Annotated in this window: 23 protein-coding genes; 8 read left to right on the top strand and 15 right to left on the bottom strand. The window is 61.7% G+C overall.

From position 1 onward, the window contains the following. Positions 1-3 precede the first annotated feature (3 nt). A complete protein-coding gene (locus tag D4A92_RS04625; RefSeq protein WP_203018422.1) occupies positions 4-429 on the bottom strand; it encodes an Lrp/AsnC family transcriptional regulator in 426 nt (141 codons plus the stop codon). Between the two features lie 123 nt (positions 430-552). Here D4A92_RS04625 and rocF point away from each other — a divergent pair, with 123 nt between their 5' ends. The 4 genes from rocF (at position 553) to D4A92_RS04645 (ending at position 4,935) form a co-directional block, all read left to right on the top strand. Beyond that, the gene (gene rocF / locus D4A92_RS04630; protein WP_203018423.1) at positions 553-1,488 is read left to right on the top strand and encodes an arginase; all 936 of its coding nucleotides are present in this window, start codon (positions 553-555) and stop codon (positions 1,486-1,488) included. Positions 1,489-1,702: 214 nt separating this feature from the next. Beyond that, a complete protein-coding gene (locus tag D4A92_RS04635; protein ID WP_203018424.1) occupies positions 1,703-3,487 on the top strand; it encodes a methyl-accepting chemotaxis protein in 1,785 nt (594 codons plus the stop codon). Next, positions 3,487-3,963 carry a chemotaxis protein CheW gene (locus D4A92_RS04640; protein WP_006724495.1) on the top strand — a complete coding sequence of 159 codons (477 nt, stop codon included), beginning with the start codon at positions 3,487-3,489 and terminating at the stop codon, positions 3,961-3,963. The genes D4A92_RS04635 and D4A92_RS04640 overlap by 1 nt, the downstream gene beginning before the upstream one ends. Before the next feature lie 126 nt (positions 3,964-4,089). Then, positions 4,090-4,935, top strand: coding sequence for an asparaginase domain-containing protein (locus D4A92_RS04645; protein ID WP_203018425.1), 846 nt, complete (start codon positions 4,090-4,092; stop codon positions 4,933-4,935). Between the two features lie 63 nt (positions 4,936-4,998). Here the strand turns inward: D4A92_RS04645 and D4A92_RS04650 are convergent, their stop codons facing one another. The 8 genes from D4A92_RS04650 to D4A92_RS04685 form a co-directional block, all read right to left on the bottom strand. After that, positions 4,999-5,343, bottom strand: a complete 345-nt coding sequence (locus tag D4A92_RS04650) for a formate dehydrogenase subunit delta (RefSeq protein WP_203018427.1) — start codon at positions 5,341-5,343, stop codon at positions 4,999-5,001. Beyond that, positions 5,336-6,166, bottom strand: coding sequence for a formate dehydrogenase accessory sulfurtransferase FdhD (fdhD, locus tag D4A92_RS04655; protein WP_203018429.1), 831 nt, complete (start codon positions 6,164-6,166; stop codon positions 5,336-5,338). Before fdhD ends, D4A92_RS04650 begins: the two co-directional genes overlap by 8 nt. Then, positions 6,163-9,045 carry a formate dehydrogenase subunit alpha gene (gene fdhF, locus D4A92_RS04660; RefSeq protein WP_203018431.1) on the bottom strand — a complete coding sequence of 961 codons (2,883 nt, stop codon included), beginning with the start codon at positions 9,043-9,045 and terminating at the stop codon, positions 6,163-6,165. The genes fdhD and fdhF overlap by 4 nt, the downstream gene beginning before the upstream one ends. Before the next feature lie 151 nt (positions 9,046-9,196). After that, complete coding sequence (locus D4A92_RS04665; RefSeq protein WP_203018433.1) at positions 9,197-10,753, bottom strand: formate dehydrogenase beta subunit; 1,557 nt, start codon at positions 10,751-10,753, stop codon at positions 9,197-9,199. Further along, complete coding sequence (locus D4A92_RS04670) at positions 10,750-11,229, bottom strand: formate dehydrogenase subunit gamma (RefSeq protein WP_140829549.1); 480 nt, start codon at positions 11,227-11,229, stop codon at positions 10,750-10,752. Before D4A92_RS04670 ends, D4A92_RS04665 begins: the two co-directional genes overlap by 4 nt. A 66-nt stretch (positions 11,230-11,295) precedes the next feature. Further along, positions 11,296-12,234 carry a LysR family transcriptional regulator gene (locus D4A92_RS04675; protein WP_203018434.1) on the bottom strand — a complete coding sequence of 313 codons (939 nt, stop codon included), beginning with the start codon at positions 12,232-12,234 and terminating at the stop codon, positions 11,296-11,298. Positions 12,235-12,261: 27 nt separating this feature from the next. Next, on the bottom strand, positions 12,262-12,627 hold the full coding sequence (locus D4A92_RS04680; protein ID WP_203018435.1) for an ArsR/SmtB family transcription factor: 366 nt from the start codon (positions 12,625-12,627) through the stop codon (positions 12,262-12,264). Positions 12,628-12,713: 86 nt separating this feature from the next. Next, positions 12,714-13,646 (bottom strand): L-lactate dehydrogenase, encoded by a 933-nt coding sequence (locus D4A92_RS04685; RefSeq protein WP_203018436.1) that lies wholly within the window; start codon positions 13,644-13,646, stop codon positions 12,714-12,716. Between the two features lie 168 nt (positions 13,647-13,814). Between D4A92_RS04685 and D4A92_RS04690 the strand changes: the two genes are divergently transcribed. The 4 genes from D4A92_RS04690 to D4A92_RS04705 all read left to right on the top strand — a co-directional run bounded on the left by D4A92_RS04690 (position 13,815) and on the right by D4A92_RS04705 (position 19,160). After that, complete coding sequence (locus tag D4A92_RS04690) at positions 13,815-14,741, top strand: LysR substrate-binding domain-containing protein (RefSeq protein WP_246754028.1); 927 nt, start codon at positions 13,815-13,817, stop codon at positions 14,739-14,741. A 102-nt stretch (positions 14,742-14,843) separates the two neighbouring features. Continuing rightward, positions 14,844-16,268, top strand: coding sequence for an aldehyde dehydrogenase (gene aldA, locus D4A92_RS04695; RefSeq protein WP_203018437.1), 1,425 nt, complete (start codon positions 14,844-14,846; stop codon positions 16,266-16,268). Between the two features lie 42 nt (positions 16,269-16,310). After that, positions 16,311-17,528: a mandelate racemase/muconate lactonizing enzyme family protein gene (locus D4A92_RS04700; protein ID WP_203018438.1), complete on the top strand. Its 1,218-nt coding sequence runs from the start codon at positions 16,311-16,313 to the stop codon at positions 17,526-17,528. A gap of 12 nt (positions 17,529-17,540) precedes the next feature. Next, positions 17,541-19,160 (top strand): GMC family oxidoreductase, encoded by a 1,620-nt coding sequence (locus D4A92_RS04705; protein WP_203018439.1) that lies wholly within the window; start codon positions 17,541-17,543, stop codon positions 19,158-19,160. Positions 19,161-19,227: 67 nt separating this feature from the next. Here the strand turns inward: D4A92_RS04705 and D4A92_RS04710 are convergent, their stop codons facing one another. From D4A92_RS04710 to D4A92_RS04735, 6 genes are all read right to left on the bottom strand, one after another. After that, positions 19,228-19,635 carry a F0F1 ATP synthase subunit epsilon gene (locus D4A92_RS04710; RefSeq protein ID WP_006724481.1) on the bottom strand — a complete coding sequence of 136 codons (408 nt, stop codon included), beginning with the start codon at positions 19,633-19,635 and terminating at the stop codon, positions 19,228-19,230. Between the two features lie 70 nt (positions 19,636-19,705). Next, entirely contained in the window at positions 19,706-21,169 is a 1,464-nt protein-coding gene (atpD, locus tag D4A92_RS04715) for a F0F1 ATP synthase subunit beta (RefSeq protein WP_203018440.1), read from the bottom strand. Positions 21,170-21,193: 24 nt separating this feature from the next. Beyond that, positions 21,194-22,072: a F0F1 ATP synthase subunit gamma gene (locus tag D4A92_RS04720; RefSeq protein WP_203018441.1), complete on the bottom strand. Its 879-nt coding sequence runs from the start codon at positions 22,070-22,072 to the stop codon at positions 21,194-21,196. 29 nt (positions 22,073-22,101) lie between these two features. Further along, positions 22,102-23,631: a F0F1 ATP synthase subunit alpha gene (atpA, locus tag D4A92_RS04725; protein WP_203018442.1), complete on the bottom strand. Its 1,530-nt coding sequence runs from the start codon at positions 23,629-23,631 to the stop codon at positions 22,102-22,104. Next, complete coding sequence (locus tag D4A92_RS04730; RefSeq protein WP_203018443.1) at positions 23,631-24,197, bottom strand: F0F1 ATP synthase subunit delta; 567 nt, start codon at positions 24,195-24,197, stop codon at positions 23,631-23,633. The genes atpA and D4A92_RS04730 overlap by 1 nt, the downstream gene beginning before the upstream one ends. A 263-nt stretch (positions 24,198-24,460) precedes the next feature. After that, on the bottom strand, positions 24,461-24,844 hold the full coding sequence (locus D4A92_RS04735; protein WP_203018444.1) for a DUF4345 domain-containing protein: 384 nt from the start codon (positions 24,842-24,844) through the stop codon (positions 24,461-24,463). Between the last annotated feature and the right edge of the window lie 36 nt (positions 24,845-24,880).

A 24,880-nucleotide genomic window follows, 5' to 3' on the forward strand; every position in this document is an offset into this window, starting at 1 on the left:
AGATCAGGCGACCTTGCTGGTCTTAAGGAGAATATTGGTCTCCGTGAAGTTGATCCCTTCGATCAACCGGATCCGGCGCAATGTTGCGTCGAAACTCGCGAGATCCCGCTCCTCCAGCTCGGCAATGAAATCCCACTTGCCGTTGGTGCTGTGCAGGGAACGCACCTGCGGCATGCCGCGCAATTGATGGGCCACCCGGTCGTGAAACTTCCCGACCACTTCAATCATGATGATCGCCCGGACACCGCTGGGCTGGATCTCGCTGCCCGTCAGGATGGTGAAGGCCGCAATCGTGCCGTTCGCCACCAGCCGGTCGATTCGGGCCGAAATCGTCGCGCGCGAAGCCCCCGTCATCGCCGCAAGCGAAGCAACGGGCAGGCGAGCGTTCTGGCGTAATGCGCCGAGGATGGTGCGATCGAGGTCGTCCATTTTTACAAACTGTCACATCACGGTTGCGATCTGCGCAAACTATAGCGCTTTGTGACGAAGTTCCACCTTTTTGACAACGTCGCTTTGCCCGATCATGCGGGTCAGTGAAGAGAAGGACGAGACATGGCCATGCAACAGAAGACTGTCGCCCTCATCGGGGTACCGCTCGAAGAGGGATCGGGCCGCGGCGGATGCGCCATGGGGCCTGCGGCCTATCGCATCGCGGGGATCGGTCCGGCCATGCGTGACCTCGGCTATCAAGTTGAGGATCGCGGCGATCTTCGGCCGGAGCCGGCGACGGATCTGGCGGACATGCCACGTGCCAAGAACCTGCCCGTCGTCGGCGCCTTCACCCGCGCAATCGAGGCCGCCACCTATGAGGCGGCCACAAGCGGTGGCGTCCCGATCCTGCTCGGCGGCGATCACAGCCTCTCCATGGGCAGCGTTTCCGGCATGGCGCGTTATGCAAGTGAGGTGGGCCGACCGCTCTACGTGCTTTGGCTGGATGCCCATTCGGACTTTAATGCGCCGGAGACCTCTCCGTCGGGTAATATCCACGGCATGCCCGTCGCGTTCTTCTGCGGCAAGGCTGAATTTGCCCCGATCCTTCCCAAAGAACGGCCCTTTGTCGATCCACGCCATGTCTACCAGGTCGGCATCCGTTCAGTAGACGAGGAGGAACGCCGACTGATCTCGGAGAATGCCGTCAATGTCTACGACATGCGCGCGATTGATGAAGAGGGCATGGGAAGCATCGTCAAACGCATCCTGGCCGATGTCCGCGAGGCCAACGCTCTGCTGCATGTCAGCCTCGATGTCGACTTCCTCGATCCCGACGTTGCACCCGGCGTTGGCACCACGGTTCCGGGCGGCGCGACCTTCCGCGAGGCGCATCTGATCATGGAGCTTTTGCACGACAGCGGGCTTGTCTCCTCCCTCGACCTCGTCGAGCTCAACCCGTTTCTCGATGACCGAGGCCGCAGCGCCCGTGTCATGGTGGAACTGGCTGCGAGCCTCTTCGGCCGCCGCATTCTGGACCGTCCGACGAGGGGTGGTTAGGTCATCGCTTGTATATCTGCTGGCACCGGTATGAATGATTTCCCGCAGCCAAATTGAAATTTGTTAGCTTTACCCCCCTAAAAAATATCAGAAATGAGCGATTTTTACTCACGGGCATTTGCCCACAGCACAAAACATTGACCATTGCTTAAGATGGAATGGCTAATATTCGCCGTGAGCACCAATGGCGGTGCACGCTTATTGGGGGGCCGACATGGCACTGATTGCATTTCCCGGACTGGAATCGAAAGCGGTGCTGGATGCACTCGGTCGCTCGCAGGCCGTCATCGAGTTCAAACTGGACGGCACCATCATCACCGCGAACGAGAATTTCTGTCGTGCGCTCGGTTATAGCCTGGAAGAGATCAAGGGGAAGCATCACCGCATCTTCTGTGATCCCGCCTACACCGCCACCGCTGACTACCGAGAATTCTGGGCTATGCTCAATTCCGGGAAATTCGAGAGCCGCGAATACAAGCGTTTCAGGAAGGATGGCAGCGAAATCTGGATCCAGGCCTCCTACAATCCTGTCTTCAGGAACGGCAAGCTCTGGAAGATCGTCAAGTTTGCGACCGACATCACGGCAGCCAAGCTGAAAACGGCGGAAGACAGCGGCAAGCTCGAGGCGATCTCCCGCGTGCAGGCGACGATCGAGTTCACACCGACAGGCGAGATTCTGACGGCCAACGAAAACTTCCTGTCGACTCTCGGCTATTCGCTGGGTGAAATCGCCGGCAAGCACCATTCTATGTTTTGTGAGCCAGACTACGCGCGAACAGACGCCTATCGCGACTTCTGGAAGACGCTCGCTGCGGGAAAATTCGTCTCCGAGGAGTTCAAGCGCATCGGCAAGGGCGGCAAGGTCGTCTGGATCCAGGCCTCCTACAATCCGATTTTCGATGCCAGCGGACGGGTATTCAAGGTCGTGAAATATGCGACTGATATCACCGGCCGCGTCAACGCCGTTGAGGAGATCGCCAGAGGTCTGACGGCGCTCGCCAACGGTGATCTGACGGCGACCATCGACAAGCCCTTTATCCCGTCGCTCGAACAGATCCGCACCGACTTCAATGCCGCCATGACACGCATTGCAGCCGCAATGCAGAATGTCAGCCACAATACGGATGCTATTGCCTCAGGCTCCTCGCAGATCCGCGAAGCTTCGGACAATCTCGCCAAGCGCACCGAACAGCAGGCCGCAGCCGTCGAGGAGACGGCGGCCGCACTGGAGCAGATCACCCAGACCGTCGCCGATAGTTCCAAGCGCGCCAATGAGGCTGGCCAGCTGGTGGCACGCACCAAGGAAGGTGCCGAGCGCTCGGGTCATGTGGTCAAGAACGCCATCGAAGCAATGGGCCAGATCGAGAACTCCTCGAAGGAGATCTCCAACATCATCGGCGTGATCGACGACATCGCCTTCCAGACGAACCTCCTCGCCCTGAATGCGGGTGTCGAGGCTGCCCGCGCAGGTGAAGCCGGTAAGGGCTTTGCCGTGGTTGCCCAGGAAGTACGTGAACTGGCGCAGCGTTCGGCAACGGCCGCCAAGGAGATCAAGGCGCTGATCAACACCTCCTCGGATCAGGTGAAGACGGGTGTCCAGCTGGTGGGCGAGACGGGCAAGGCGCTCGAGCAGATCGTCATTGAAGTCAAGGACATCAACACCAACGTCGCAGCGATCGTCGAAGCCTCGCGCGAACAGTCGACCGGACTGTCGGAGATCAACAAGGCGGTCAACGCCATGGACCAGAACACCCAGCAGAATGCCGCCATGGTCGAAGAATCGACTGCCGCGAGCCATAGTCTTGCAAAACAGGCGGCTTCACTGCGCGAACTGGTGTCGCAGTTTAGAATTGGGCAACACTCTTCGCATAAAGTCATGGAAGCGCGTCCCGATGCTTCACCTGTGGCATCACCGGCACGCAAGCTCATGGCGAGTGTCGCTCGCGCCACAGGTGGCGCCGCCGCCGCCAAGGTACAGGAAGGTTGGGAAGATTTCTAATGGCAACTATCAGCTCCACCAGCTTCGGCAGTGAGACCCTCGAGATCATCGCCTTCCGGCTTCATGATCAGGAATTCTGCGTCAAGACTACGACCATCCGCGAAATCCGCGGCTGGGCACCCTCGACGCCGATCCCGCATGCGCCGGCCGATGTCATCGGTGTGATGAACCTGCGCGGCTCGGTTATCCCGATCATCGACTTGGCCTACAAGCTGGGCATGAAGAGCACGGTTGCCAACGAGCGTTCGGCGATCGTCGTGGCCGAAGTCCACAACATGGTCATCGGCATGCTGGTCGACCGCGTTTCGGACATCCTGACCATCCCGTCGAGTCAGGTACAGCCGGTGCCGGAAGTTTCCGCCTCCTTCGACAAGACCTTCTCGGAAGGCATCATCGCCAACGAGAACGGCATGATCTGCTTCCTGAACCTCGCCAAGATGTTCAAGGGCAGCGATCTCGAAGATCTGGCCGCCTGATCACGGCGACAGTTCACTGATTTTGAAAGGGCAGCGCTGTCAGGCGCTGCCCTTTCGCGTTTCGAAGCCCGGTTGATCTCAGCGTAGCCCTGCCCTACCAGATGACGACAAATCCGGGAGGCGAGAATGAAACTGCTGCTGATCCACACGGGTGGAACGATCGGGATGGCCGAGACATCCGAGGGCCTGGCACCCCGCAAGGGACTCGTGGAAGAAGCGACTGCGGAACGCCTGCCCGCTGGCGCGGTTTTGACCGCTGACGTCTTCGACCCCCTGCTCGACAGTGCCGATGTCGGTCCTGCCCACTGGAACCGAATGCTCGAAACGGTCCGCCGCCACCCCGACGCAGCCGTGATCATCACCCACGGCACCGACACCATGGCCTTTACCGGTGCAGCGCTGAGCCAGGCTCTGGCGGGAGAGAGCCGTCGTGTCATCCTCTGCGGCTCGATGCTGCCGCTCGGCCACAACGGCGATGCCGAAGGCAATCTCGATCTCGCGATCTCGGCTACGGCAAGCAAAGAGCCCGGCGTTTTCCTGGCCTTCGCCGGCAAACTTCTCGCCGCTGACGGCCTGGTGAAACATGACAGCCACGAAGCGGATGCGTTTCGCGCGCAGCCGCAGGCGACACCCGACGTGCCGCAGCGTCGGACTTTTGAGGACCGAAAGCTCGCGATCCTGACGCTCTCCCCCGGCATTCCGGCAGAAGCCGTGAAGGCGATGCTAGAAAGACTGGACGGTGCGGTGCTGCGTATTTTCGGCGCCGGCACGGCGATGAACGATACCATTCTGCTGTCGGTGCTCGCCGAAGCAGTGAGAAACGGAAAGCGGCTGCGGGCGGTGAGCCAGTGCGAGGCAGGCGGCCTGTCACCGGGCGCCTATGCGGCCGGCGCCGGTCTCTGGAGCAAGGGCATCGAAAACGGTGGCACCGAGACACCGGAAGCCGCGCTCATCCATCTCTGGCTGAACTGACGAAAGCTCTTCGGTCATTCCGCGTGTTTCAACAGACATCGCCCACTGGGGGCGGCACCTCGCTTAGCGCGTAGTCTCCGGGATGCTCGGCTCCGATAGCGATTCGCCTGCGGCAACACCTTTGCCGCCGGGTGCACCATCGGCGGCCTCCCGCCCAAGGCCGACGGCGGTGGCATCCGGCGCGCCGGGGCGTTTGATGCCGCTGGCGGCCTCGATCACCAGCGGCAGAAAACCGGCATCGGGGATCGCCACCAGTTCATGGAAACGCCGACGCATGCGGACCTCCCAGAACTTGTTGATATGCGTGGCCACCCCCTCCGCACGAACCTCTTCCGGCTGCGACAGAAAAAAAGTGGCGATCTGGTTCGCCATGCGGATCAGCTTGGCATCCGTGCCGGTTTCAGACATGCAGCGCTACTCCCTCAGCCACCCGGTCGGGCCGGGTGAAAATCTCGAAATCCTCGTCACGCGCGATCCCGATCAAGGTGATCCCGGCTTGCGCCGCCGTGCGGATGGCAAGTGCCGTCGGCGCGGAAATGGCAATCAGCAGCGGCGCGCCAAGGGCCGCCGTCTTCTGCACCATCTCGACGGACAGACGACTCGTCACCACGACCGCCCCTTGGGCAGGGCCCCAGCCGCCGATAACAACAGCACCGACGAGCTTGTCGAGCGCATTATGACGGCCGACATCCTCGCGAATCGCGACAAGCCCCTGATCGGGAATATAAAAGCCGGCGCCATGCACGGCACGCGTCTGGCAGTTGAGGTCTTGCGCTGCACCGAGGCGCACCATGGCGTCGGCGATCTCACGCGCGGTGATGCGCAAACCCTCTGCCCCGACAGGCCGGACAGGGCGGCTCGCCTGTTCGATCGACTCGATGCCGCAGAGACCGCAGCCGACAGGGCCGGCCATCCGCCGACGCCTGGCAACCAGCGCCTCGGCCGTCATCTCCTTCAGGGTCACCTGGACGTCGATCCCCTCACCCACTTCGATTGGGTCGATGGCAAGTACATCCTCGGCACTCTCGATGATGCCTTCGGCGAGCGAAAAGCCGACGGCGAAGTCTTCGAGATCATCGGGCGTCGCCATCATCACGGCATGGGTGGTGCCGCCATAGGAAAAAGCAATCGGCACCTCCTCCGGCACGAGCCGGCTGCTGCTCGAAACGAGCCCGCGGCTCGCCTTGAGCCCGCCGACCATGCGCGCCGTGGAGCCGATCAGGTCGCTCATTCCGCCGCTTCCAGCTTGCCGACGATCCGCCGCGACTGACGCGACAGTTCTTCATACTCTTCCTGCCATTCGGTAGGGCCGTTCGACGGCGAGACCTGTACGGCGGTCACCTTGTATTCCGGGCAATTGGTGGCCCAGTCGGAGAAGTCGGTGGTGATGACATTCGCCTGCGTATTCGGATGGTGGAAGGTCGTATAGACCACGCCCGGCGCGACGCGATCGGTAATCAAGGCGCGAAGCGTCGTATCGCCGGAACGGCTGGCAAGCTTGATCCAGTCGCCATCCTTGACGCCGCGCTGTTCTGCATCGTGCGGATGGATCTCCAGCCGGTCTTCCTCATGCCAGACGACATTGTCGGTACGCCGCGTCTGCGCCCCGACATTGTACTGGGAAAGGATGCGACCTGTCGTCAACAGCAGCGGGAAACGCGGTCCGGTGCGCTCGTCCGTCGCGACGTATTCGGTGCGGATGAACTTTCCCTTGCCGCGCACGAAGCCGTCGACATGCATGATCGGCGATCCCACAGGGAACTTCTCGTTGCAGGGCCACTGCACCGAACCCATCTCTTCCAGATAGTCGTAGGAGACGCCGGCAAAGCTCGGGGTCGTCGCCGCGATCTCGTCCATGATCTGCGACGGATGGGTGTAGTTCCAGGCAAGACCCATGGCTTGGGCGAGCTTCTGGGTCACTTCCCAATCCGCATAGCCGTTCTTCGGGCTCATCACCTTGCGCACGCGGTTGATACGGCGCTCGGCATTGGTGAAGGTCCCGTCCTTTTCGAGGAAGGTCGAACCCGGCAGGAAGACATGCGCGTAGTTTGCCGTCTCGTTGAGGAAGAGGTCGTGGACCACGACGCATTCCATGGCAGCGAGTCCCGCCGAGACATGCTTGGTATCGGGATCGGACTGCAGGATGTCCTCGCCCTGGATATAGATCCCCTTGAAGGAGCCATCGACGGCAGCGTCCAGCATGTTGGGGATGCGCAGGCCAGGCTCGTTGCTGAGCTCGACACCCCAGAGTTTTTCGAAGGTCTCGCGAGTCGCATCGTCGGAGACGTGGCGGTAACCCGGAAGCTCATGCGGGAAGGAACCCATGTCGCAGGAACCCTGGACATTGTTCTGGCCGCGCAGCGGATTCACGCCAACGCCGGGGCGGCCGATATTGCCGGTGACCATGGCGAGATTGGCGATCGCCATAACCGTGGTGGAGCCCTGGCTGTGTTCCGTGACGCCGAGGCCGTAATAGATGGCGCCATTGCCGCCGGTGGCAAACAGGCGGGCGGCACCACGGAGTTCGGCAGCAGGCACGCCGGTGAACTTCTCGGTTTCCTCCGGCGAATGTTGCGGCTCGGAGACGAAACCGGCCCAATCCTCAAACTCCGACCAGTCGCAACGCTCGCGGATGAAGCGCTCATCGAACAGGCCTTCGGTGACGATGACATGGGCCAGTGCCGTCAAGACGGCGACATTGGTGCCAGGCTTCAGCGGCAGATGGTGGGCCGCTTCCACATGCGGGGTGCGCACAAGATCGATGCGGCGCGGGTCAATCACGATCAGCTTGGCGCCCTGGCGCAGCCGCTTCTTCAGCCGCGAGCCGAAGACGGGATGGCCATCGGTCGGGTTGGCGCCAATGACGACCACGACATCGGAATGCTCGACCGAATCGAAATTCTGCGTACCGGCAGAGGTGCCGAAAGCCTGGCCTAGGCCGTAACCGGTCGGCGAATGGCAGACGCGGGCGCAGGTGTCGACATTGTTGTTGCCGAAGCCGGCGCGGATCAGCTTCTGGACCAGATAGGTCTCTTCATTCGTGCAGCGCGACGAGGTGATGCCGCCGATGGCTTCCCGGCCATACTGATACTGGATCCGCTTGAACTCGGAGGCGACGTGCGCATAGGCCTCTTCCCAGGTCACTTCGCGCCAGGGGTCGGTGATCTTCTCGCGGATCATCGGGTTGAGGATGCGGTCCTTGTGGCTGGCATAGCCATAGGCGAAGCGGCCCTTGACGCAGGAATGGCCGCGATTGGCCTGGCCATCCTTCCACGGCACCATGCGCACCAGCTCTTCGCCGCGCATCTCCGCCTTGAACGAACAGCCGACGCCGCAATAGGCGCAGGTGGTGACGGCGGAATGCTCCGGCTGACCAATGGCGATGACGGACTTCTCCGTCAGCGTCGCGGTCGGGCAGGCCTGCACGCAGGCACCGCAGGAGACACAATCCGACGAGAGGAAGGCTTCATGCGCGCCGGGTGACACGCGGCTGTCAAAGCCACGGCCCTCGATGGTCAGCGCAAAGGTGCCCTGCACCTCTTCGCAGGCGCGGACGCAACGCGAACAGACGATGCATTTCGACGGATCGTAGGTGAAATAGGGATTGCTCTCGTCCTTCGGCATCCACTGGGCATTGATACCACCTTCATTGGAGCGCGCCTTGACGTGGTTCTCGCCCTCGTAGCCGTAGCGCACATCACGCAGGCCGACAGCCCCGGCCATGTCCTGCAGCTCGCAGTCGCCATTGGCCGCACAGGTGAGGCAATCGAGCGGATGGTCGGAGATATAGAGCTCCATCACGCCCTTGCGGATGGCCTTCAACCGCTCCGTCTGGGTGTGAACGACGATCCCGGGTGCGACCGGCGTCGTGCAGGAGGCGGGCGTGCCATTGCGGCCTTCCACCTCGATCAGACAGAGACGGCAGGAACCGAAGGCATCGACCATGTCGGTGGCGCAGAGCTTCGGCACCTGGATGCCGGCCTCCATCGAGGCGCGCATGATCGAGGTGCCCTCGGGAACCGTGATGTCTCGGCCGTCGATGGTGAGTGTCACCATCTTCTCGGAGCGTGAGGCGGGCGTGCCGTAGTCGATTTCATGGATAAGAGACATGCCGCTCACCTTTCCGCCGTCATCCTCGGGTTTTTCCCGAGGATCTGCTGCGTCTGAACTTCGGGAGCCGGTTCAGCAATGAACGTCACCCGCATGACAAAGTCGGTAGATCCTCGGGACAAGCCCGAGGATGACGAAAGACAACCGTCGCTCATTCCGCAGCCTCCCGAACCGGGGCCGGCACAAAATCTTCCGGAAAATGCGTCATGGCGCTCACGACCGGATACGGCGTGAATCCCCCCAGCGCACAGAGCGAGCCGAACTTCATGGTGTTGCAGAGATCCTCCAGCAGCACCTTGTTCTTCTCTGGCTCGATGCCCCGAGCAATCTTGTCGACCGTCTCCACACCACGGGTGGAGCCGATGCGACAGGGCGTGCACTTGCCGCAGCTTTCGACCGCACAGAACTCCATGGCGAAACGCGCCTGTTTCAGCATGTCAGCCGTGTCGTCGAAGACCACGACGCCGGCATGGCCGATCAGGCCACCGGCAGCGGTAAACGCCTCGTAGTCGAAGATCGTATCGAACAGCGACGGCGGGAAGTAGGCACCGAGTGGTCCACCGACCTGCACGGCCTTGACCGGACGCCCCGAGATCGTGCCGCCACCGATCTCGTTGATCAGCTGGCCGAGCGGCAAGCCGAAGGCGGTCTCGTAGAGGCCGCCATGCTTGAGATTGCCGGCAAGCTGGATCGGGATCGTGCCATGCGAACGACCAACGCCGAAATCGCGGTAGAACGCAGCACCCCGATCCATGATCACGGGGATCGAGGCAAGCGACATCACGTTGTTGACGACGGTCGGCTTGCCGAACAGGCCCTGCAGCGCTGGCAGCGGCGGCTTGGCGCGCACCACGCCGCGCTTGCCTTCGAGGCTGTTCAGCAGAGAGGTCTCTTCGCCGCAGACATAGGCGCCGGCGCCCATGCGCACTTCCATGTCGAAGGCATAAGCCGAACCCATGACGGATGCGCCGAGGATACCCTCGCGCCGCGCGATCTGGATCGCCTCTTCCATCATGGCGATGGCATGCGGATATTCGGAGCGGGTATAGACATAGCCCTTGGTGGCGCCCACCGCGATGCCGGCAATCGCCATGCCTTCGATCAGCACGAAGGGATCACCCTCCATGATCATCCGGTCGGCAAAGGTGCCGCTGTCGCCCTCGTCTGCATTACAGACGATGTATTTCTGGTCGGCCTTCGCGTCCGCAACCGTCTTCCACTTGATGCCGGTCGGGAAGCCGGCACCGCCACGACCGCGCAAGCCGCTGTCGGTGACCTGTTTGACGATCTCGGCCGGCGCCATGGCAATCGCATTGGCGAGACCCTTGAGGCCCTGATAGTGGCGGTAGTCATCAAGCGACAGTGGATCGGTGACGCCACAGCGGGCGAAGGTCAGCCGCGTCTGCCCCTTGAGGAAGGGGATGTCGTGGGTGAGGCCATGGCCGAGCGGATGGTCGCCCCCATGAAGGAAACCGGCATCGAACAGGGATGGCACATCCGAAGCCTTGACTGGACCATAGGCGACACGGCCCTTGTCTGTGCGGACCTCGACCAGCACTTCTAGCCACAGCATGCCGCGTGAGCCATTGCGGACGATGTTGACATCCTGGCCGCGCGCCCTGGCTTCGTGCTCGATGGCAGCCGCCACCTTGTCGGCACCGACGGCAAGCGCTGCGGCATCGCGAGGGACGAAAACGGTAACGCTCATGAGCGCACCTCCGCCAGAATGTCGCTAAGACAGTGCTCGTCGAGCCGGGCGTGCAGCTCACCATCGAGCATGGCGGCTGGCGCCTGGGCGCAGAGGCCGAGACAGAAGACGGGTTCGAGGGTGACAGCACCATCCGCCGTCGTCTCGTGCCAGTCGATGCCGAGCTTGGCCTTGATCTTGTCCGCAAGAGGCTCGCAGCCCATCGACTGGCAAGCCTCGGCGCGACAGAGCTTCAGCACATGCCGTCCGGCCGGCTGGGCGCGGAAGTCGTGGTAGAAGGTGATGACGCCATGCACCTCGGCGCGCGACAGGTTCAGCGCGCTGGCGATGATCTGCTTTGCGATCTCAGGGATATAGCCGAATTCCTCCTGCAGACGGTGCAGGATCGGCAGCATCGGCCCCTCCAGATGCTGCAACTCGGCGATCACGGCCGATATGCGGGCGGAGACGTCGTCCGCAGCCACACGAATATTCATCGAAATCCTCCTCGCCCGCCGAGCTCTGACAGGTTCGTCTATCGGAAGATGATGATGGGTCTGATGTCAGGAGGTCAATACGGCGCTTCCGTCGCTCGATAGAAGATTTCTATCGAAGGCATGCGAGGCCGCCAGCAAGCGTGCCTCATGCAACAGGCCGGAGACGAGCGGGGTGAAGGGTTCGCGATGGGTGGCGACCAGTCCCACCAGATGCTCGGCGTCCGGGGAAGTGATCGGGATCATCCGGATCTCCTCGCCGAAGCCAAAGGATTCAGCCACGTTTCTCGGCATGATCGAGGCCCATTTGCCGGTGCGGATATGGGAGAAAAGCACGATCATCGAATTGGATTCGAGTGTCGGCATGGGCGACACGCCCGCCTCAGTCATGTGCTGGTTTATGATCCGGCGGTTCTGCATGTCGGCAGTCAGAAGACAGAGCCTGAGATCGGCAACCTCGCTCCAGGTGACGCTGTCGCGATCGGCAAGCGGGGTACCGACACCGGTGATCAGGTGGTAGCGCTCGGAATAGAGCGGCACGCTTGTCACCCGCCCGAGCGGCTCGTTGTCGAGATAGGTGATGCCGGCGTCGATCTCGAGATTCTCAAGTAGGCTCAACACCTGCAGCGAGGTGCGCGACACGACGGAAAAAGTGACGTCCGGATGCCGGGCCTGGAAGGGTTCGGTGAGCTTCTGCACCATGGCAAGCGCGGTGGGAATGACCGCGAGCCGGATATGCCCCGCAAGACCGCGCCGGGCAGCGCGCATTTCTTCGCGCATGGTGCGTGTATCGCCAACGATCCGCCGCGCCCATTCGAGCACCCGCTGGCCTTCCGGGGTGAGACCGAGAAAGCGCGAACCGCGCTGCACCAGCATGACGCCCAGCTGCTCCTCGAGCTGTCGGATGCCGGCCGACAGCGTCGGCTGCGTCACACCGCATTCCTCGGCTGCGCGACCGAAATGCTGCTGGCGGGCGAGCGCGATGAAGAATTCCAGCTTGTCGATCATGCCCCGCCCTTCGATGCCCTATCGGGCTTACGCCTCGGTGAGCGCCGCCGCCTGACTGAGCGTGACAGGTGTCGGGCCGCAATACATCTTGTAGAGCACGGAGATCAGTTCGGCGAGTTGTGGATCGGCGATCCGATAGTAGATCTGCCGTCCTTCGCGGCGGGTCTGGACAACCTTGTCGCCTCTGAGCCGCGCGAGCTGCTGCGAAACGACGGCCTGCTGGATTCCGAGGAACTGTTCGATTTCGGTGACCGTCTTCTCGCCCTGGCAGAGCATGCAAAGCATCAACAGACGCGTCTCGTGCGATAGCGCCTTTAAAAGCCCGCTTGCGGCGCGCGCCTTCAGCAGGAAATCATCGAGAGCCTCAGGGGTGAGTGGCGGCATTTCGTCCATCAAGTGATCCAGAAATCGGAGCGCAGTATCTGATCGTCGCGGCGCTTCTGCGCCTGCATATCCCGCCATTATATAGGCAGTTCCCCCTATAAAGGAATGGCGTCGGCTCGTTCCTTCAAAAGCGACGCACTGCGGTTCAAGGCCGCATACTCCTCGTCGTCGAGATCGGGAAACAGATCGGCGACGACACCTTCGGCACCGACCACGCGCGGAATTGATAGAGCGACATCACGAACGCCAGCCACCTCCGGGGTTGTGATGGAAACGGACAGCACATCGCGCTGATCACGCGCGATCGCCTTGACGATACGGGCGAGACCTGCGCCGATCCCGTAATAGGTCGAGCCCTTGCCGTTGATGATCTTGTAGGCCGCGTTGCGCACGCCGTCGTCGATCTGGGCGCGGACTTCCGCCGTAAGCGGGGACCCGACTTGCGCGGCAAAGGAAGACAGCGGCACGGAGCCTGCACGGGCACTCGTCCAGGCGAGAACCTCGCTGTCACCATGTTCGCCGAGCACATAGGCATGCACCGATTGCGGGGAAATCCCGAGATGCCGCCCGACAAGGCTGCGGAAACGCGCGGTGTCGAGAATGGTCCCGGAGCCGATCACCCGGCGAGGATCGAGCCCGGAAAGTCGTGTGGTGATCTGGGTCATGATATCGACGGGGTTGGAGGCGATCAGCAGAATTGCATCCGGTGCGACCGGCAACACCTCGGCAAGCACGGAACGGAAGACCGCAGCGTTGCGCTCCAGAAGCTCGAGGCGTGTTTCGCCGGGTTTCTGGCTCACACCGGCGGAGAGGATGACCACACCCGCGCCCTCAAGATCCCGGTACTGCCCGGCATTCACGATGGTCGAGGACATGAACGGTACCGCATGGGCAATGTCTTCCGCCTGCGCGATGGCGAGTGCCTCATTGCGATCGATGAGCACGATCTCGCTGGCAAGCCCCATCAGCGCCAGCGCATAACCCGCCGAGCTGCCGACCATTCCCGCACCCACGATACCGACCTTCATGCCGTTTCCCCCGAAAGCATAAAATGCTGGTTCCTTATCTCATCGGTCACCCGACACTTTCAATCAGCTATACCGGAAAGCATGACACATTCGCGTCAAAACTGCATGGCGCAGGTCTGTGGCCTCTGATTTAATCATCAAAGGCTCATCGGAGCATCACGAGGGATCATGAGACGACTGCCGGCGCTATCCGCGATGAAGGTATTTGAGGTGGTCGGTCAGACCCGCAGCTTCACGCGTGCAGCGGAATTGCTGAACCTTACCCAGAGCGCCGTCAGCCGTCAGGTGCGCAATCTCGAGGAACAGCTCGGCGAACCCCTTGTCATCCGCAGGCACCATCACCTGGAACTGACGCCGTCCGGTACAGAACTGCTCGCCTCGCTGCAGCAGGCCTTCCACACGGTGGAGACGACGGTTCGCAACATCCGCGAGAAGAGCAATCCCCGCCGTCTCCGGATCAACGTGCCGCCGACCTTTGCCAAGCGCTGGCTGATGCCGCGGCTGATGAGCCTCAGAGCCTTCCTGCCCGACGTCGATCTGAGTATCACCACGGATGTCGAGGACAATCTCTCCGAACGCGGCATGCTCGACTGCGCGATCCGTTTCGGCGACGGCGAATGGCCGAGCCTGCGCTCGGAACGTCTCTTCACCGAACGCCATATCGCCGTCTGCGCCCCACACCTGATGGAAGGGATGCGGGATGGCGAAGCGATCGATCTCTCCCGCTTCACCTTCCTGCATGTGCTGGCCTCTGCCGACCAGCGGTATCTCACCTGGCAACGCTGGCTGGATGCAGCGGGCCTCACAGAGACCGACACGCAAGGCGGATTGGAATTCGACCTGCTGGATCTCGTCATCGAAGCCGCCTGCAATGGTCTTGGTGTCGCCGTCGCCGATCGGTCTATGGTTGCACCGCTGATGCAGACGAGCGCACTCACCCAGGTCCTGGATGTGGAAGTGGAGGGGCACGAATCCTACTGGCTGGTGACACGCACCGACCGGGCGCTGTCTCCGCATGTCGAAGCGCTCAAATGCTGGCTGCGGCAAGAAATCACCGAAGGCTCGATTGCACAGCTCAAACAAGCGCACGCTTGAAGCATTCCTTTTTGGAATGCTCGACCCGACAATAAGTCGCTTGCGAAGCAGGAAGGGCAACTTCCTACTGCTGGCGAACTGACCTTAGTCGGAGTGCCTGCCATGTCCACCTTCCACAACTTCATCGCCGGATCCTTTCGCGAGACCGGTTCCCGCCAGCCGATCGAGGTGAAGAACCCGGCGACCGGTCGGGTCTTTGCGTCAGTGACATCGGCGACAGAGGCTGATGTGATCGAGGCGGTGGACGCTGCTGCTATTGCCCAGAAGCCCTGGGGGCGTCTGCCCGCCATTGAGCGCGGCAATGCACTCCGCAGGCTCGCCGACGCCGTGGAGCGCCACCAGCAGAAGATTGGTGCAGCACTGGCTGAGGAATCCGGCAAGAGCCTCGAGGATGCCGTGGCCGAAACCGGTTACGGCGTGGAACTGATGCGCTACCACGCCGAATGGGCGCGCCGCGTCGAGGGCGAGGTGATCGAGAGCGATACGCCGGATGAAACCTTGATGCTGAAGCGGGCACCGATCGGCGTCGTCGCCTGCTTGATCCCCTTCAACTTCCCGATCTACACGCTGGTGCGCAAGATCGCCCCGGCCCTGATCACCGGCAATGCCGTGGTCGTCAGGCCCAGCAACAACACACCGAGCTCCGCATTTGTGTTTGCCGAAGCGATCCAGGAGGCAGATCTCCCTGCGGGTCTCGTCAGCATCATGACCATGAGCCATGAGGTGGCAGAAGTCATGTGCACCCGCCGCGAAGTCGGCATGATCACGCTGACCGGAAGCGTGGCTGCCGGCCAGGTGGTTCTCGACTATTGCAAGGCAAACATCGCCAAGCCCTCGCTGGAACTCGGCGGCAAGACACCTGTCATCGTCGAGCCGGATGCCGATCTCGATGTGGTGACGAAAAGCGTGCTTGCGGCCAAGACGGCCCATTGCGGCCAGGTCTGCACCTCCGTCGAGCGTCTTTACGTACATGCCTCCGTGCATGGCCCACTTCTCGCCAAGCTCAAGGATGCCTTCGAACGCCGCCATTATGGCGACCGCGCCGAGGATCCGACACGCATGGGACCGCTGGCCAATGCCGCAGCCCGTCTCAGGGTTCATCACATGGTGGAACGTGCCAAGGCAGACGGCGCCGTCATCGAGACGGGCGGATTCCTGCCTGCAGGCGACGGCTATTTCTATCCGCCGACCCTGCTCTCCGACTGCCGCCAGGACATGGAAATCGTCCAGGAAGAAGTCTTCGGCCCCGTACTCGCAGTCATTCCCTACACCGATTTCGACGAGGCATTGGACATGGCCAGCGACCACCAGTTCGGCCTCGCCTCCGTCGTCTTCACCGAAAACTACCGCAAGGTGATGAAGGCGGCGAACGAGATCGAGGCGGGTGAGCTCTACATCAACCGCTTTCCGGCCGATCCCTACCAGGGCTACCACGCCGGCTGGAAGCGCTCCGGTCTCGGCGGCGATGATGGCAAGCACGGCATGCTGGAGTTCACCCAGACCCGCCTTGTCATCCTCAAGCACTGATCGCCGATTAGCCGGCTCAAGAATTCTTCATCGGGGGCATCTATGAAAGTCGCTTCGCTCAAGACACACGTTGTCGCAACGCCCGCACCGCATATCGGCGGGATGTACTGGATCTTTGTCGAGCTGGAGACGGCCTGTGGCATCAAGGGCGTCGGTGAAATCTACTCGACCGCCTTTCACCCCTCTGGCATCGCCGTCCTCGTCGAAGACGTCTTCACCCGCTATCTCGAAGGTCATGATCCGCACCAGATCGAGCGATTCTGGCGCGCTGCCTATTCGAGCGGCTTCACCCAGCGGCCCGATCCGACTATGGTCGGGATCATCTCGGGTCTCGAAATCGCCTGCTGGGACATCATCGGCAAGGCAGCCGGGCGACCGGTCGCCGATCTGCTCGGCGGCCCCGTCCACGACAAGCTGCGCGCCTATACCTATCTCTATCCGAAGAATTCAGCCGGCGAATACGACTACAACGATCCGGATCTTGCTGCCGAAGAGGCAATCCGCATGGTCGAGGCCGGCTTCACCGGGCTGAAATTCGATCCGGCCGGCCCCTACACCAACTATTCCGGCCATCAGCTGTCGCTGCCGGTCATGGACCGCTGCGAGGAGTTTTGCCGCAAGATCCGCGATGCGATCGGCAACCGCGCCGACATCCTCTTCGGCACCCATGGCCAGATGGTGCCCTCTTCGGCAATCCGGCTGGCCAAACGCCTTGAGAAATACGATCCGCTCTGGTTCGAGGAGCCTGTACCGCCCGGCCAGGAAGCAGCGATGGCCGAAGTCGCGCGCGCCACTTCGATCCCTGTCTCGACTGGCGAGCGGCTGACGACAAAGTATGAATTCCAGAGGGTATTGCAGCACGGCTCTGCGTCCATCCTGCAAATGAATGTCGCGCGCGTCGGCGGCTTGCTGGAGGCGAAGAAGATCGCCGGGATGGCCGAGGCCTTTTATGCGCAGATTGCGCCGCATCTCTACAACGGCCCGGTCGGGGCAGCCGCTTCGATCCAGCTCGCAGCCACCTGCCCGAACTTCCTTATCCATGAGGCGATCATGGATTTTGGCGGCTTCCACGCCGAGGTGCTGAAGACAAAGCTGAGCTTCGACGACGGCTATCTCATCCCGTCACGCGAGCCGGGCCTCGGCATTGAGCTGAACCACGAGGTCATCGCCCGCCACACGCCCTATACCGGCGAGCGACTGCACCTGCAGATGGCGCCGGAGCATGCCGATGTGAAGGCCTTCATGCCGGCCAAGGGCTAAAGGATCCCGCCCATGATCTTCGATTTCATCGTGGTCGGTGCAGGCTCGGCAGGCTGCATCGTGGCGAGCCGCCTGAGCGAAAGCGGGCGTCATTCCGTGCTGCTCATCGAGGCGGGTGGCGAAGACAAGTCCTTCTGGTTCAAGATCCCGGTCGGCTACGCCAAGAGCTACTACAATCCCAAGGTCAACTGGATGTACCGTACCGAGCCGGAGGCAAACCTTGGCGGGCGGCGGATCTACGCCCCGCGCGGCAAGGTGCAGGGCGGCTCCGGCTCGATCAATGCGATGGTTTTCGTGCGTGGCGCAGCCGAAGATTTCGACGACTGGCGCGACGCCGGAAACCCGGGCTGGGGCTTCGATGACGTGCTTCCCTTCTTCCGGAAGCTGGAAACCCATGCCCGTGGCGAAAGCCGCTGGCATGGCGGAAGCGGCCCGATCCATGTGACACCGATGCGTGGCGCCACGCATCCGGTAAGCGACGCCTTCCTCGATGCCTGTAACGAGCTCGACATCCCGCTGAACGAGGATTTCAACGGCGAGACGCTTGAGGGGGCCGGCGTCTACGACGTCAATACAAGGCGCGGCCAGCGTTCGCATTCCAGCGCCGAATATCTGCGCCCGGCGCTCAAACGACCGAACCTGACAATCGAGCGCGAGGCACATGCGCGGCGTTTGCTGGTCGAGACGGATGGCAGGGTGTCGGGCATCGAGGTCATGCAGCATGGCCGGGTGAGAACTTTCACCGCGCGCCGCGAGGTCATACTGGCGGCCGGCGCCGTCGATACGCCAAAGCTGATGCAGCTTTCAGGCTTTGGCGATGGATCGATGCTCTTTGCGCAGGGCATCGAGACCCGCAAACATCTGCCGGCGGTCGGCCAGAACCTTAAGGACCATCTCTGCGCCAGCTACTACTTCCGTTCGAAAGAGCCCACACTGAACGGCGATTTCGCGAGCCTCATTGGCCAGGTGCGCTTCGGACTGACATGGCTCCTGAAGCGTACCGGCCCCTTCGCCATGAGCGTCAATCAGGCCGGGGGCTTCTTCCGCGGATCGCCTGAGGAGACGCGCCCGAACATCCAGGTCTATTTCAACCCGCTCTCCTACCGCATTCCGGACAACCCGCGCGCGGGCCTGACACCGGAGCCCTATCCCGGTTTCCTGATCGCCTTCAATGCCTGCCGCCCGACCAGCAAGGGCACGATCTCGATCGCCTCGCCCGACGCTGCCGACGCTCCGCTCATTCGACCAAACTACCTGTCGACGGATCGCGATATCGAGGAAGTCTTGCAAGGCAGCCGGTTGATGCGCCGCATCGTGGACGCGCGGGCGCTGGAAGGCTGGGTCGAGGAGGAAGTGTCGCCATCCAAGGCTGCCGATACAGATGACAAGCTGCTCGACTATTTCCGTCTCAACAGCGGCTCGATCTATCACCTCTGCGGCACCTGCGCGATGGGTGCCAATCCGCATGAGGCTGTGGTGGATGCGCGGCTCCGCGTGCATGGCGTGCCGGGTCTCCGCATCGTCGACGCCTCTGTATTCCCCAACATTACAGCCGGCAACATCAACGCCCCGACCATGATGGTTGCGGAAAAGGGTGCTGCGATGATCCTCGAAGACGCCGTCTCCGCCTGACCTAAGGGCATTAAAAAAGCCGGACCCAAAGGTCCGGCTTCAATTCTTGTCCGTCGTCCGAAGCCGATCAGGCAGCGACGAGAACGCCGTTCAGATTGGTCAGCTCGGCAAGATACTGCTCGAGCTTGGTACGGTGCTCGTGATGCTCGACGCCTTCGAGTTCCTTGCGGGCCTCGTCGATGCGCTTGGTCAGCGTATCCGGAGCGATTTCGGCCAGCGGGACGGCCGATTCGGCAAGCAGCGTGCAGCCGGTCGGCAGAACGTCGGCAAAGCCGCCGAAGACCACGTACTTCGTGACCTGACCGGAAGCGAGCTTCACAGTCACGACGCCCGGCTTGATCGTCGTCATGGTCGGCGCATGATTGGCCATGACGGTCATTTCGCCTTCCGTTGCCGGAATCACGACTTCGCTCACCAGTTCGGAGAGCAGAAGACGCTCGGGCGAAACGAGCTCAAAGTTGAAATTGTCGGCCATGGTCGTTCACTTCTCTCATGAAGGATGAGGCGGCACGCGAGTTGATCCCGCGTGCCGGCAGTCCCTGTACTTAAGCGGCTTCGGCAGCCAGGCGCTTGGCCTTCTCGATGGCTTCCTCGATGGAGCCGACCATGTAGAAGGCAGCTTCGGGCAGGTGGTCGTAGTCGCCGTTGACCAGGCCCTTGAAGCCCTTGATCGTGTCTTCGAGAGCAACCAGCTTGCCCGGCGAACCGGTGAAGACTTCGGCAACGAAGAACGGCTGCGACAGGAAGCGTTCGATCTTACGAGCGCGGGCAACGGTCTGCTTGTCGTCTTCCGACAGTTCGTCCATGCCGAGGATCGCGATGATGTCCTGAAGTGCCTTGTAGCGCTGCAGGGTCGACTGAACCTTACGGGCGACTTCGTAGTGCTCTTCGCCGATGATCATCGGGTCGAGCATGCGCGAGGTCGAGTCGAGCGGGTCAACGGCCGGGTAGATACCCTTTTCGGCGATCGAACGCGACAGAACGGTCGTTGCGTCCAAGTGGGCGAACGAGGTGGCCGGAGCCGGGTCCGTCAAGTCGTCGGCGGGAACGTAGATGGCCTGAACCGAGGTGATCGAGCCCTTGGTCGTGGTGGTGATGCGTTCCTGCATCTGGCCCATGTCGGTGGCGAGCGTCGGCTGATAACCAACGGCCGACGGGATACGGCCGAGCAGAGCCGACACTTCGGAACCTGCCTGGGTGAAGCGGAAGATGTTGTCGACGAAGAACAGAACGTCCTGGCCCTTGTCGCGGAAGTCTTCAGCGATCGTCAGACCGGTGAGAGCAACGCGAGCGCGGGCGCCCGGCGGTTCGTTCATCTGGCCGTAAACGAGCGCCGCCTTCGAGCCTTCGCCACCGCCGTGCTTGTTGACGCCGGACTCGATCATTTCGTGATAAAGGTCGTTGCCTTCGCGGGTACGTTCACCCACGCCAGCGAACACCGAGTAACCGCCGTGTGCCTTCGCAACGTTGTTGATCAGTTCCATGATCAGAACGGTCTTGCCAACGCCGGCGCCGCCGAACAGGCCGATCTTGCCGCCCTTGGCGTAAGGAGCGAGCAGGTCGACAACCTTGATGCCGGTGACGAGGATCTGCGATTCCGTCGACTGTTCGACGTAGGACGGCGCTTCCTGGTGGATGGCGCGGCGACCTTCGGTGACCAGCGGGCCGGCTTCGTCAACCGGATCACCGATGACGTTCATGATGCGACCGAGCGTTTCCGGACCAACCGGAACGGTGATCGGAGCGCCCGTGTCGGTTACCGGCTGACCGCGGACGAGACCTTCGGTCGAGTCCATGGCGATCGTGCGGACCTGGTTTTCACCGAGGTGCTGCGCAACTTCGAGAACGAGGCGGTTGCCGCCGTTGTCGGTTTCCAGCGCGTTCAGGATCGGGGGCAGTTCGCCTTCGAACGAGACGTCGACGACGGCGCCGATGACCTGCGTGACCTTGCCGAGAGCGCCGGCTGCGGACTTCACCGCCTTAGACTTGGGGGTAGCTGCCTTAGCCATTTATCTTACCCTCTTTCCTTAACCTCAGAGCGCTTCCGCGCCCGAAATGATTTCAATGAGTTCCTTGGTGATCTGCGCCTGACGCTGGCGGTTGTACGAAAGCGTCAGCTTATTGATCATCTCACCGGCATTGCGTGTCGCATTGTCCATGGCGCTCATCTTGGCGCCCATTTCACCCGCGACGTTCTCGAGCAGGGCCCGGAAAATCTGAACCGAGATGTTGCGCGGGATGAGATCCTCGAGGATCCCAGCCGCATCCGGCTCATATTCATAGAGAGCCGATGCGCCACCCTGCGGAGCAGCCTCGGCCGGGGCGGCCGGGATGATCTGCTGGGCGGTCGGGATCTGGCTGATCACCGACTTGAACTCGGAGTAGAACAACGTGCAGACATCGAATTCGCCGCGATCGAACATGCCGATGACCTTGCGACCGATGGCATCCGCATTGGTGAAGCCGACACGCTTCACTTCACGCAGATCCGTTCGTTCGACGATCATGCCCGCGAATTCGCGACGCAGGCTGTCGTAACCCTTCTTGCCGACGCAGAAGAACTTCACCGTCTTGCCCTGGGCCAGGAGCTTGCGCGCATGGTCACGGGCGAAACGGGCGATCGACGAGTTGAAACCGCCGCACAGACCACGCTCGGCAGTGCAGACGACGAGCAGATGCACGTCGTCCTTGCCAGTACCGGTCATCAGGCGGGGTGCGCTGTCGTCCGAACCCACGGCTTGCGCGATGTTGGCCAGGACGACACCCATGCGCTGCGAGTACGGGCGGGCAGCCTCGGCCGCTTCCTGCGCACGACGCAGTTTCGCCGCGGCGACCATCTTCATCGCCTTGGTGATCTTCTGCGTCGCCTTGACGGAGGCGATCCGGTTTTTCAGATCCTTAAGTGAAGGCATCCGTTATCCGTCCTTGGCTTGAGCCTGAATTAGGCGAAGTTCTTCGCGAAGCTGTCGAGGGCGGCCTTGAGCTTGCCCTTGGTGTCGTCGCTGATCGCCTTTTCGGTGCGGATCGAGTCCAGGATCGCCTTGCCTTCCGAACGAAGGTAGGAAAGGAAGCCCTGCTCGAACTTGCCGACGTCGCTGACGGGGATCTTGTCCAGATAACCGTTCACGCCAGCAAAGATCACCGCAACCTGTTCTTCCGTCTTCAGCGGCGAGAACTGCGGCTGCTTCAGGAGTTCCGTCAGACGGGCACCACGGTTCAGCAGGCGCTGGGTGGCGGCATCGAGGTCGGAACCGAACTGGGCGAAGGCGGCCATTTCACGATACTGGGCGAGTTCACCCTTGATCGAGCCGGCAACCTGCTTCATCGCCTTGATCTGCGCGGCAGAACCGACGCGCGATACCGACAGACCGACGTTAACGGCCGGACGAATGCCCTGATAGAACAGGTCGGTTTCAAGGAAGATCTGACCGTCGGTGATGGAGATGACGTTGGTCGGAATGAAGGCCGAAACGTCGTTACCCTGGGTTTCGATGACCGGCAGAGCGGTCAGCGAGCCGGCACCGGCAGCGTCACCCATCTTGGCGGCGCGCTCGAGCAGACGGGAGTGCAGATAGAAGACGTCGCCCGGGTAAGCTTCGCGGCCCGGCGGACGGCGCAGCAGCAGCGACATCTGACGGTAAGCAACAGCCTGCTTGGACAGGTCGTCGTAAGCGATCAGGGCGTGCTGGCCATTGTCGCGGAAGTATTCGCCCATGGCGCAACCGGCGAACGGTGCGAGATACTGCATCGGAGCCGGGTCCGAAGCGGTAGCAGCGATGATGATCGAGTACTGGAGAGCGCCACGCTCTTCGAGAACCTTCACGAACTGGGCGACAGTCGAACGCTTCTGACCGATAGCGACGTAGACGCAGTACAGCTTTTCAGCGTCAGGACCGTTGTCGTGGATGGCCTTCTGGTTGAGGAAGGCGTCCAGAATGATGGCCGTCTTACCGGTCTGACGGTCACCGATGACGAGCTCGCGCTGGCCACGGCCGACCGGGATCAGGGCGTCAATGGCCTTGAGGCCGGTCGACATCGGCTCATGAACCGACTTGCGCGGGATGATGCCCGGAGCCTTCACGTCGACGCGCGAACGGCGGGTCGCGTTGATCGGGCCCTTGCCGTCGATCGGGTTGCCGAGCGCGTCGACGACGCGGCCGAGCAGCTCCGGACCAACCGGAACGTCAACGATGGCGCCGGTCCGCTTGACGATGTCGCCTTCCTTGATGCCACGGTCGGCACCGAAGATAACCACACCGACGTTGTCGGCTTCGAGGTTGAGCGCCATACCGCGGATGCCGCCCGGGAACTCGACCATTTCGCCGGCCTGAACGTTGTCGAGGCCGTAGACGCGGGCGATACCGTCACCGACGGACAGAACCTGGCCAACTTCAGAGACTTCCGCCTCTTTGCCGAAGTTCTTGATTTGATCTTTAAGAATTGCGGAAATTTCCGCGGCGCGGATATCCATCAGCCAACCTCTTTCAGTGCAAGCTTAAGGGTGGAAAGTTTGGTGCGAAGGGACGTGTCGATCTGGCGGGAGCCGATCTTGACGATCAGGCCGCCGAGCAAGGACGGGTCGACCGTGACGGAGATCGAAACTTCCTTGCCGGTAACGCCCTTCAGCGCCGCTTTCAGTTCAGTTTCCTGCTCGGCCGAAAGGGCATGAGCAGACGTGACGTCAGCCGTCATCTCACCCTTGTGACGGGCGAGGATCTGGCGATAGGCAGCCACCATGCCGGGAACGGCAAACAGGCGACGATTGCTTGCGACGACCTTCAGGAAGTTCAACACCAGCGCGCTGAAACCGGCCTTTTCGCCGATGACGCTGATAGCCTTGACCTGGTCTTCGGCCGTGAAGACGGGCGACTGTACCAGGCGCTTCAGATCGGCGCTTTCGTCGATCATCGCCTGGAAACGGTTGAGATCGGCGGCGACGGCGTCAAGCACGCCGGCTTCGAGCGCAAGCTCGAAAAGCGACGATGCGTAACGCTCCGCCACGCCTGAAATCACTTGGGATGCGTCTGCCACGGGCAAAAAATTCCCTGATCTTGATCCAGGGCGCCGGACACCTCTATCGAGGCCTCTCAAGCTCCTGATATCGTTTTGTTTTTCCCCAAAAACACAAGCATGTTGCACTTGCGTTTTCCGAATTTCGCGGTTCGTCTAGCATAGCAGGTCTAGACTCGCAACACGCGTATTAACGGTTTGCTCCTTGAGAGCAAGGCCTTGGGGCTTTTTTTGTCCGAAACTGCGTCAAATTGACGAGATATCGGCCAAGCCCTGCCACAAACCGAAGATCAAGTCAGACCAAAGACATAGGCAAGGGCGAGGGAAGCGATGACCGCTTGCACAACCAGGAGGAGAAGGTTGCGCCAGGTGCTGCCCTGGTCGGACATGATGGATAGGACCCGGGCGAAGGCGGACAGCCCGACGGCGGCGCCAAATGCCAGATAGACCGTCGGCTGGCCAAGCAGCAGCGCAGTCCCGGCAAAGCCGACGATCAAGCCGCCGATGGATCGCGCAGCTCCCAGCCCTTCCGGGCGGCCGTCTGCCGGAACAAGCGCAAGCGCCTTCAGGGTGAGGCCTGGGGCAAAGAGCACGAAACATCCGATGAGCGCTGCGACAGAAGCCGCAAGAAAGGCGAGCTGCTCGCCGAGTTCGATGGGAAAGTAGAATTCCATGGATCAACCCGCTTGGAAACAAACCGCGCGGCTTAT

The organism is Rhizobium rosettiformans, assembly GCF_016806065.1.
In the GTDB taxonomy this organism is placed as follows: Bacteria; Pseudomonadota; Alphaproteobacteria; order Rhizobiales; family Rhizobiaceae; genus Allorhizobium.

Coding starts and splice junctions, on each gene's coding strand:
- D4A92_RS04625 (WP_203018422.1), bottom strand. CDS start 429: ATGGACGACCTCGATCGCACCATCCTCGGCGCATTACGCCAGAACGCT.
- rocF (WP_203018423.1), top strand. CDS start 553: ATGGCCATGCAACAGAAGACTGTCGCCCTCATCGGGGTACCGCTCGAA.
- D4A92_RS04635 (WP_203018424.1), top strand. CDS start 1,703: ATGGCACTGATTGCATTTCCCGGACTGGAATCGAAAGCGGTGCTGGAT.
- D4A92_RS04640 (WP_006724495.1), top strand. CDS start 3,487: ATGGCAACTATCAGCTCCACCAGCTTCGGCAGTGAGACCCTCGAGATC.
- D4A92_RS04645 (WP_203018425.1), top strand. CDS start 4,090: ATGAAACTGCTGCTGATCCACACGGGTGGAACGATCGGGATGGCCGAG.
- D4A92_RS04650 (WP_203018427.1), bottom strand. CDS start 5,343: ATGTCTGAAACCGGCACGGATGCCAAGCTGATCCGCATGGCGAACCAG.
- fdhD (WP_203018429.1), bottom strand. CDS start 6,166: ATGAGCGACCTGATCGGCTCCACGGCGCGCATGGTCGGCGGGCTCAAG.
- fdhF (WP_203018431.1), bottom strand. CDS start 9,045: ATGTCTCTTATCCATGAAATCGACTACGGCACGCCCGCCTCACGCTCC.
- D4A92_RS04665 (WP_203018433.1), bottom strand. CDS start 10,753: ATGAGCGTTACCGTTTTCGTCCCTCGCGATGCCGCAGCGCTTGCCGTC.
- D4A92_RS04670 (WP_140829549.1), bottom strand. CDS start 11,229: ATGAATATTCGTGTGGCTGCGGACGACGTCTCCGCCCGCATATCGGCC.
- D4A92_RS04675 (WP_203018434.1), bottom strand. CDS start 12,234: ATGATCGACAAGCTGGAATTCTTCATCGCGCTCGCCCGCCAGCAGCAT.
- D4A92_RS04680 (WP_203018435.1), bottom strand. CDS start 12,627: ATGGACGAAATGCCGCCACTCACCCCTGAGGCTCTCGATGATTTCCTG.
- D4A92_RS04685 (WP_203018436.1), bottom strand. CDS start 13,646: ATGAAGGTCGGTATCGTGGGTGCGGGAATGGTCGGCAGCTCGGCGGGT.
- D4A92_RS04690 (WP_246754028.1), top strand. CDS start 13,815: ATGAGACGACTGCCGGCGCTATCCGCGATGAAGGTATTTGAGGTGGTC.
- aldA (WP_203018437.1), top strand. CDS start 14,844: ATGTCCACCTTCCACAACTTCATCGCCGGATCCTTTCGCGAGACCGGT.
- D4A92_RS04700 (WP_203018438.1), top strand. CDS start 16,311: ATGAAAGTCGCTTCGCTCAAGACACACGTTGTCGCAACGCCCGCACCG.
- D4A92_RS04705 (WP_203018439.1), top strand. CDS start 17,541: ATGATCTTCGATTTCATCGTGGTCGGTGCAGGCTCGGCAGGCTGCATC.
- D4A92_RS04710 (WP_006724481.1), bottom strand. CDS start 19,635: ATGGCCGACAATTTCAACTTTGAGCTCGTTTCGCCCGAGCGTCTTCTG.
- atpD (WP_203018440.1), bottom strand. CDS start 21,169: ATGGCTAAGGCAGCTACCCCCAAGTCTAAGGCGGTGAAGTCCGCAGCC.
- D4A92_RS04720 (WP_203018441.1), bottom strand. CDS start 22,072: ATGCCTTCACTTAAGGATCTGAAAAACCGGATCGCCTCCGTCAAGGCG.
- atpA (WP_203018442.1), bottom strand. CDS start 23,631: ATGGATATCCGCGCCGCGGAAATTTCCGCAATTCTTAAAGATCAAATC.
- D4A92_RS04735 (WP_203018444.1), bottom strand. CDS start 24,844: ATGGAATTCTACTTTCCCATCGAACTCGGCGAGCAGCTCGCCTTTCTT.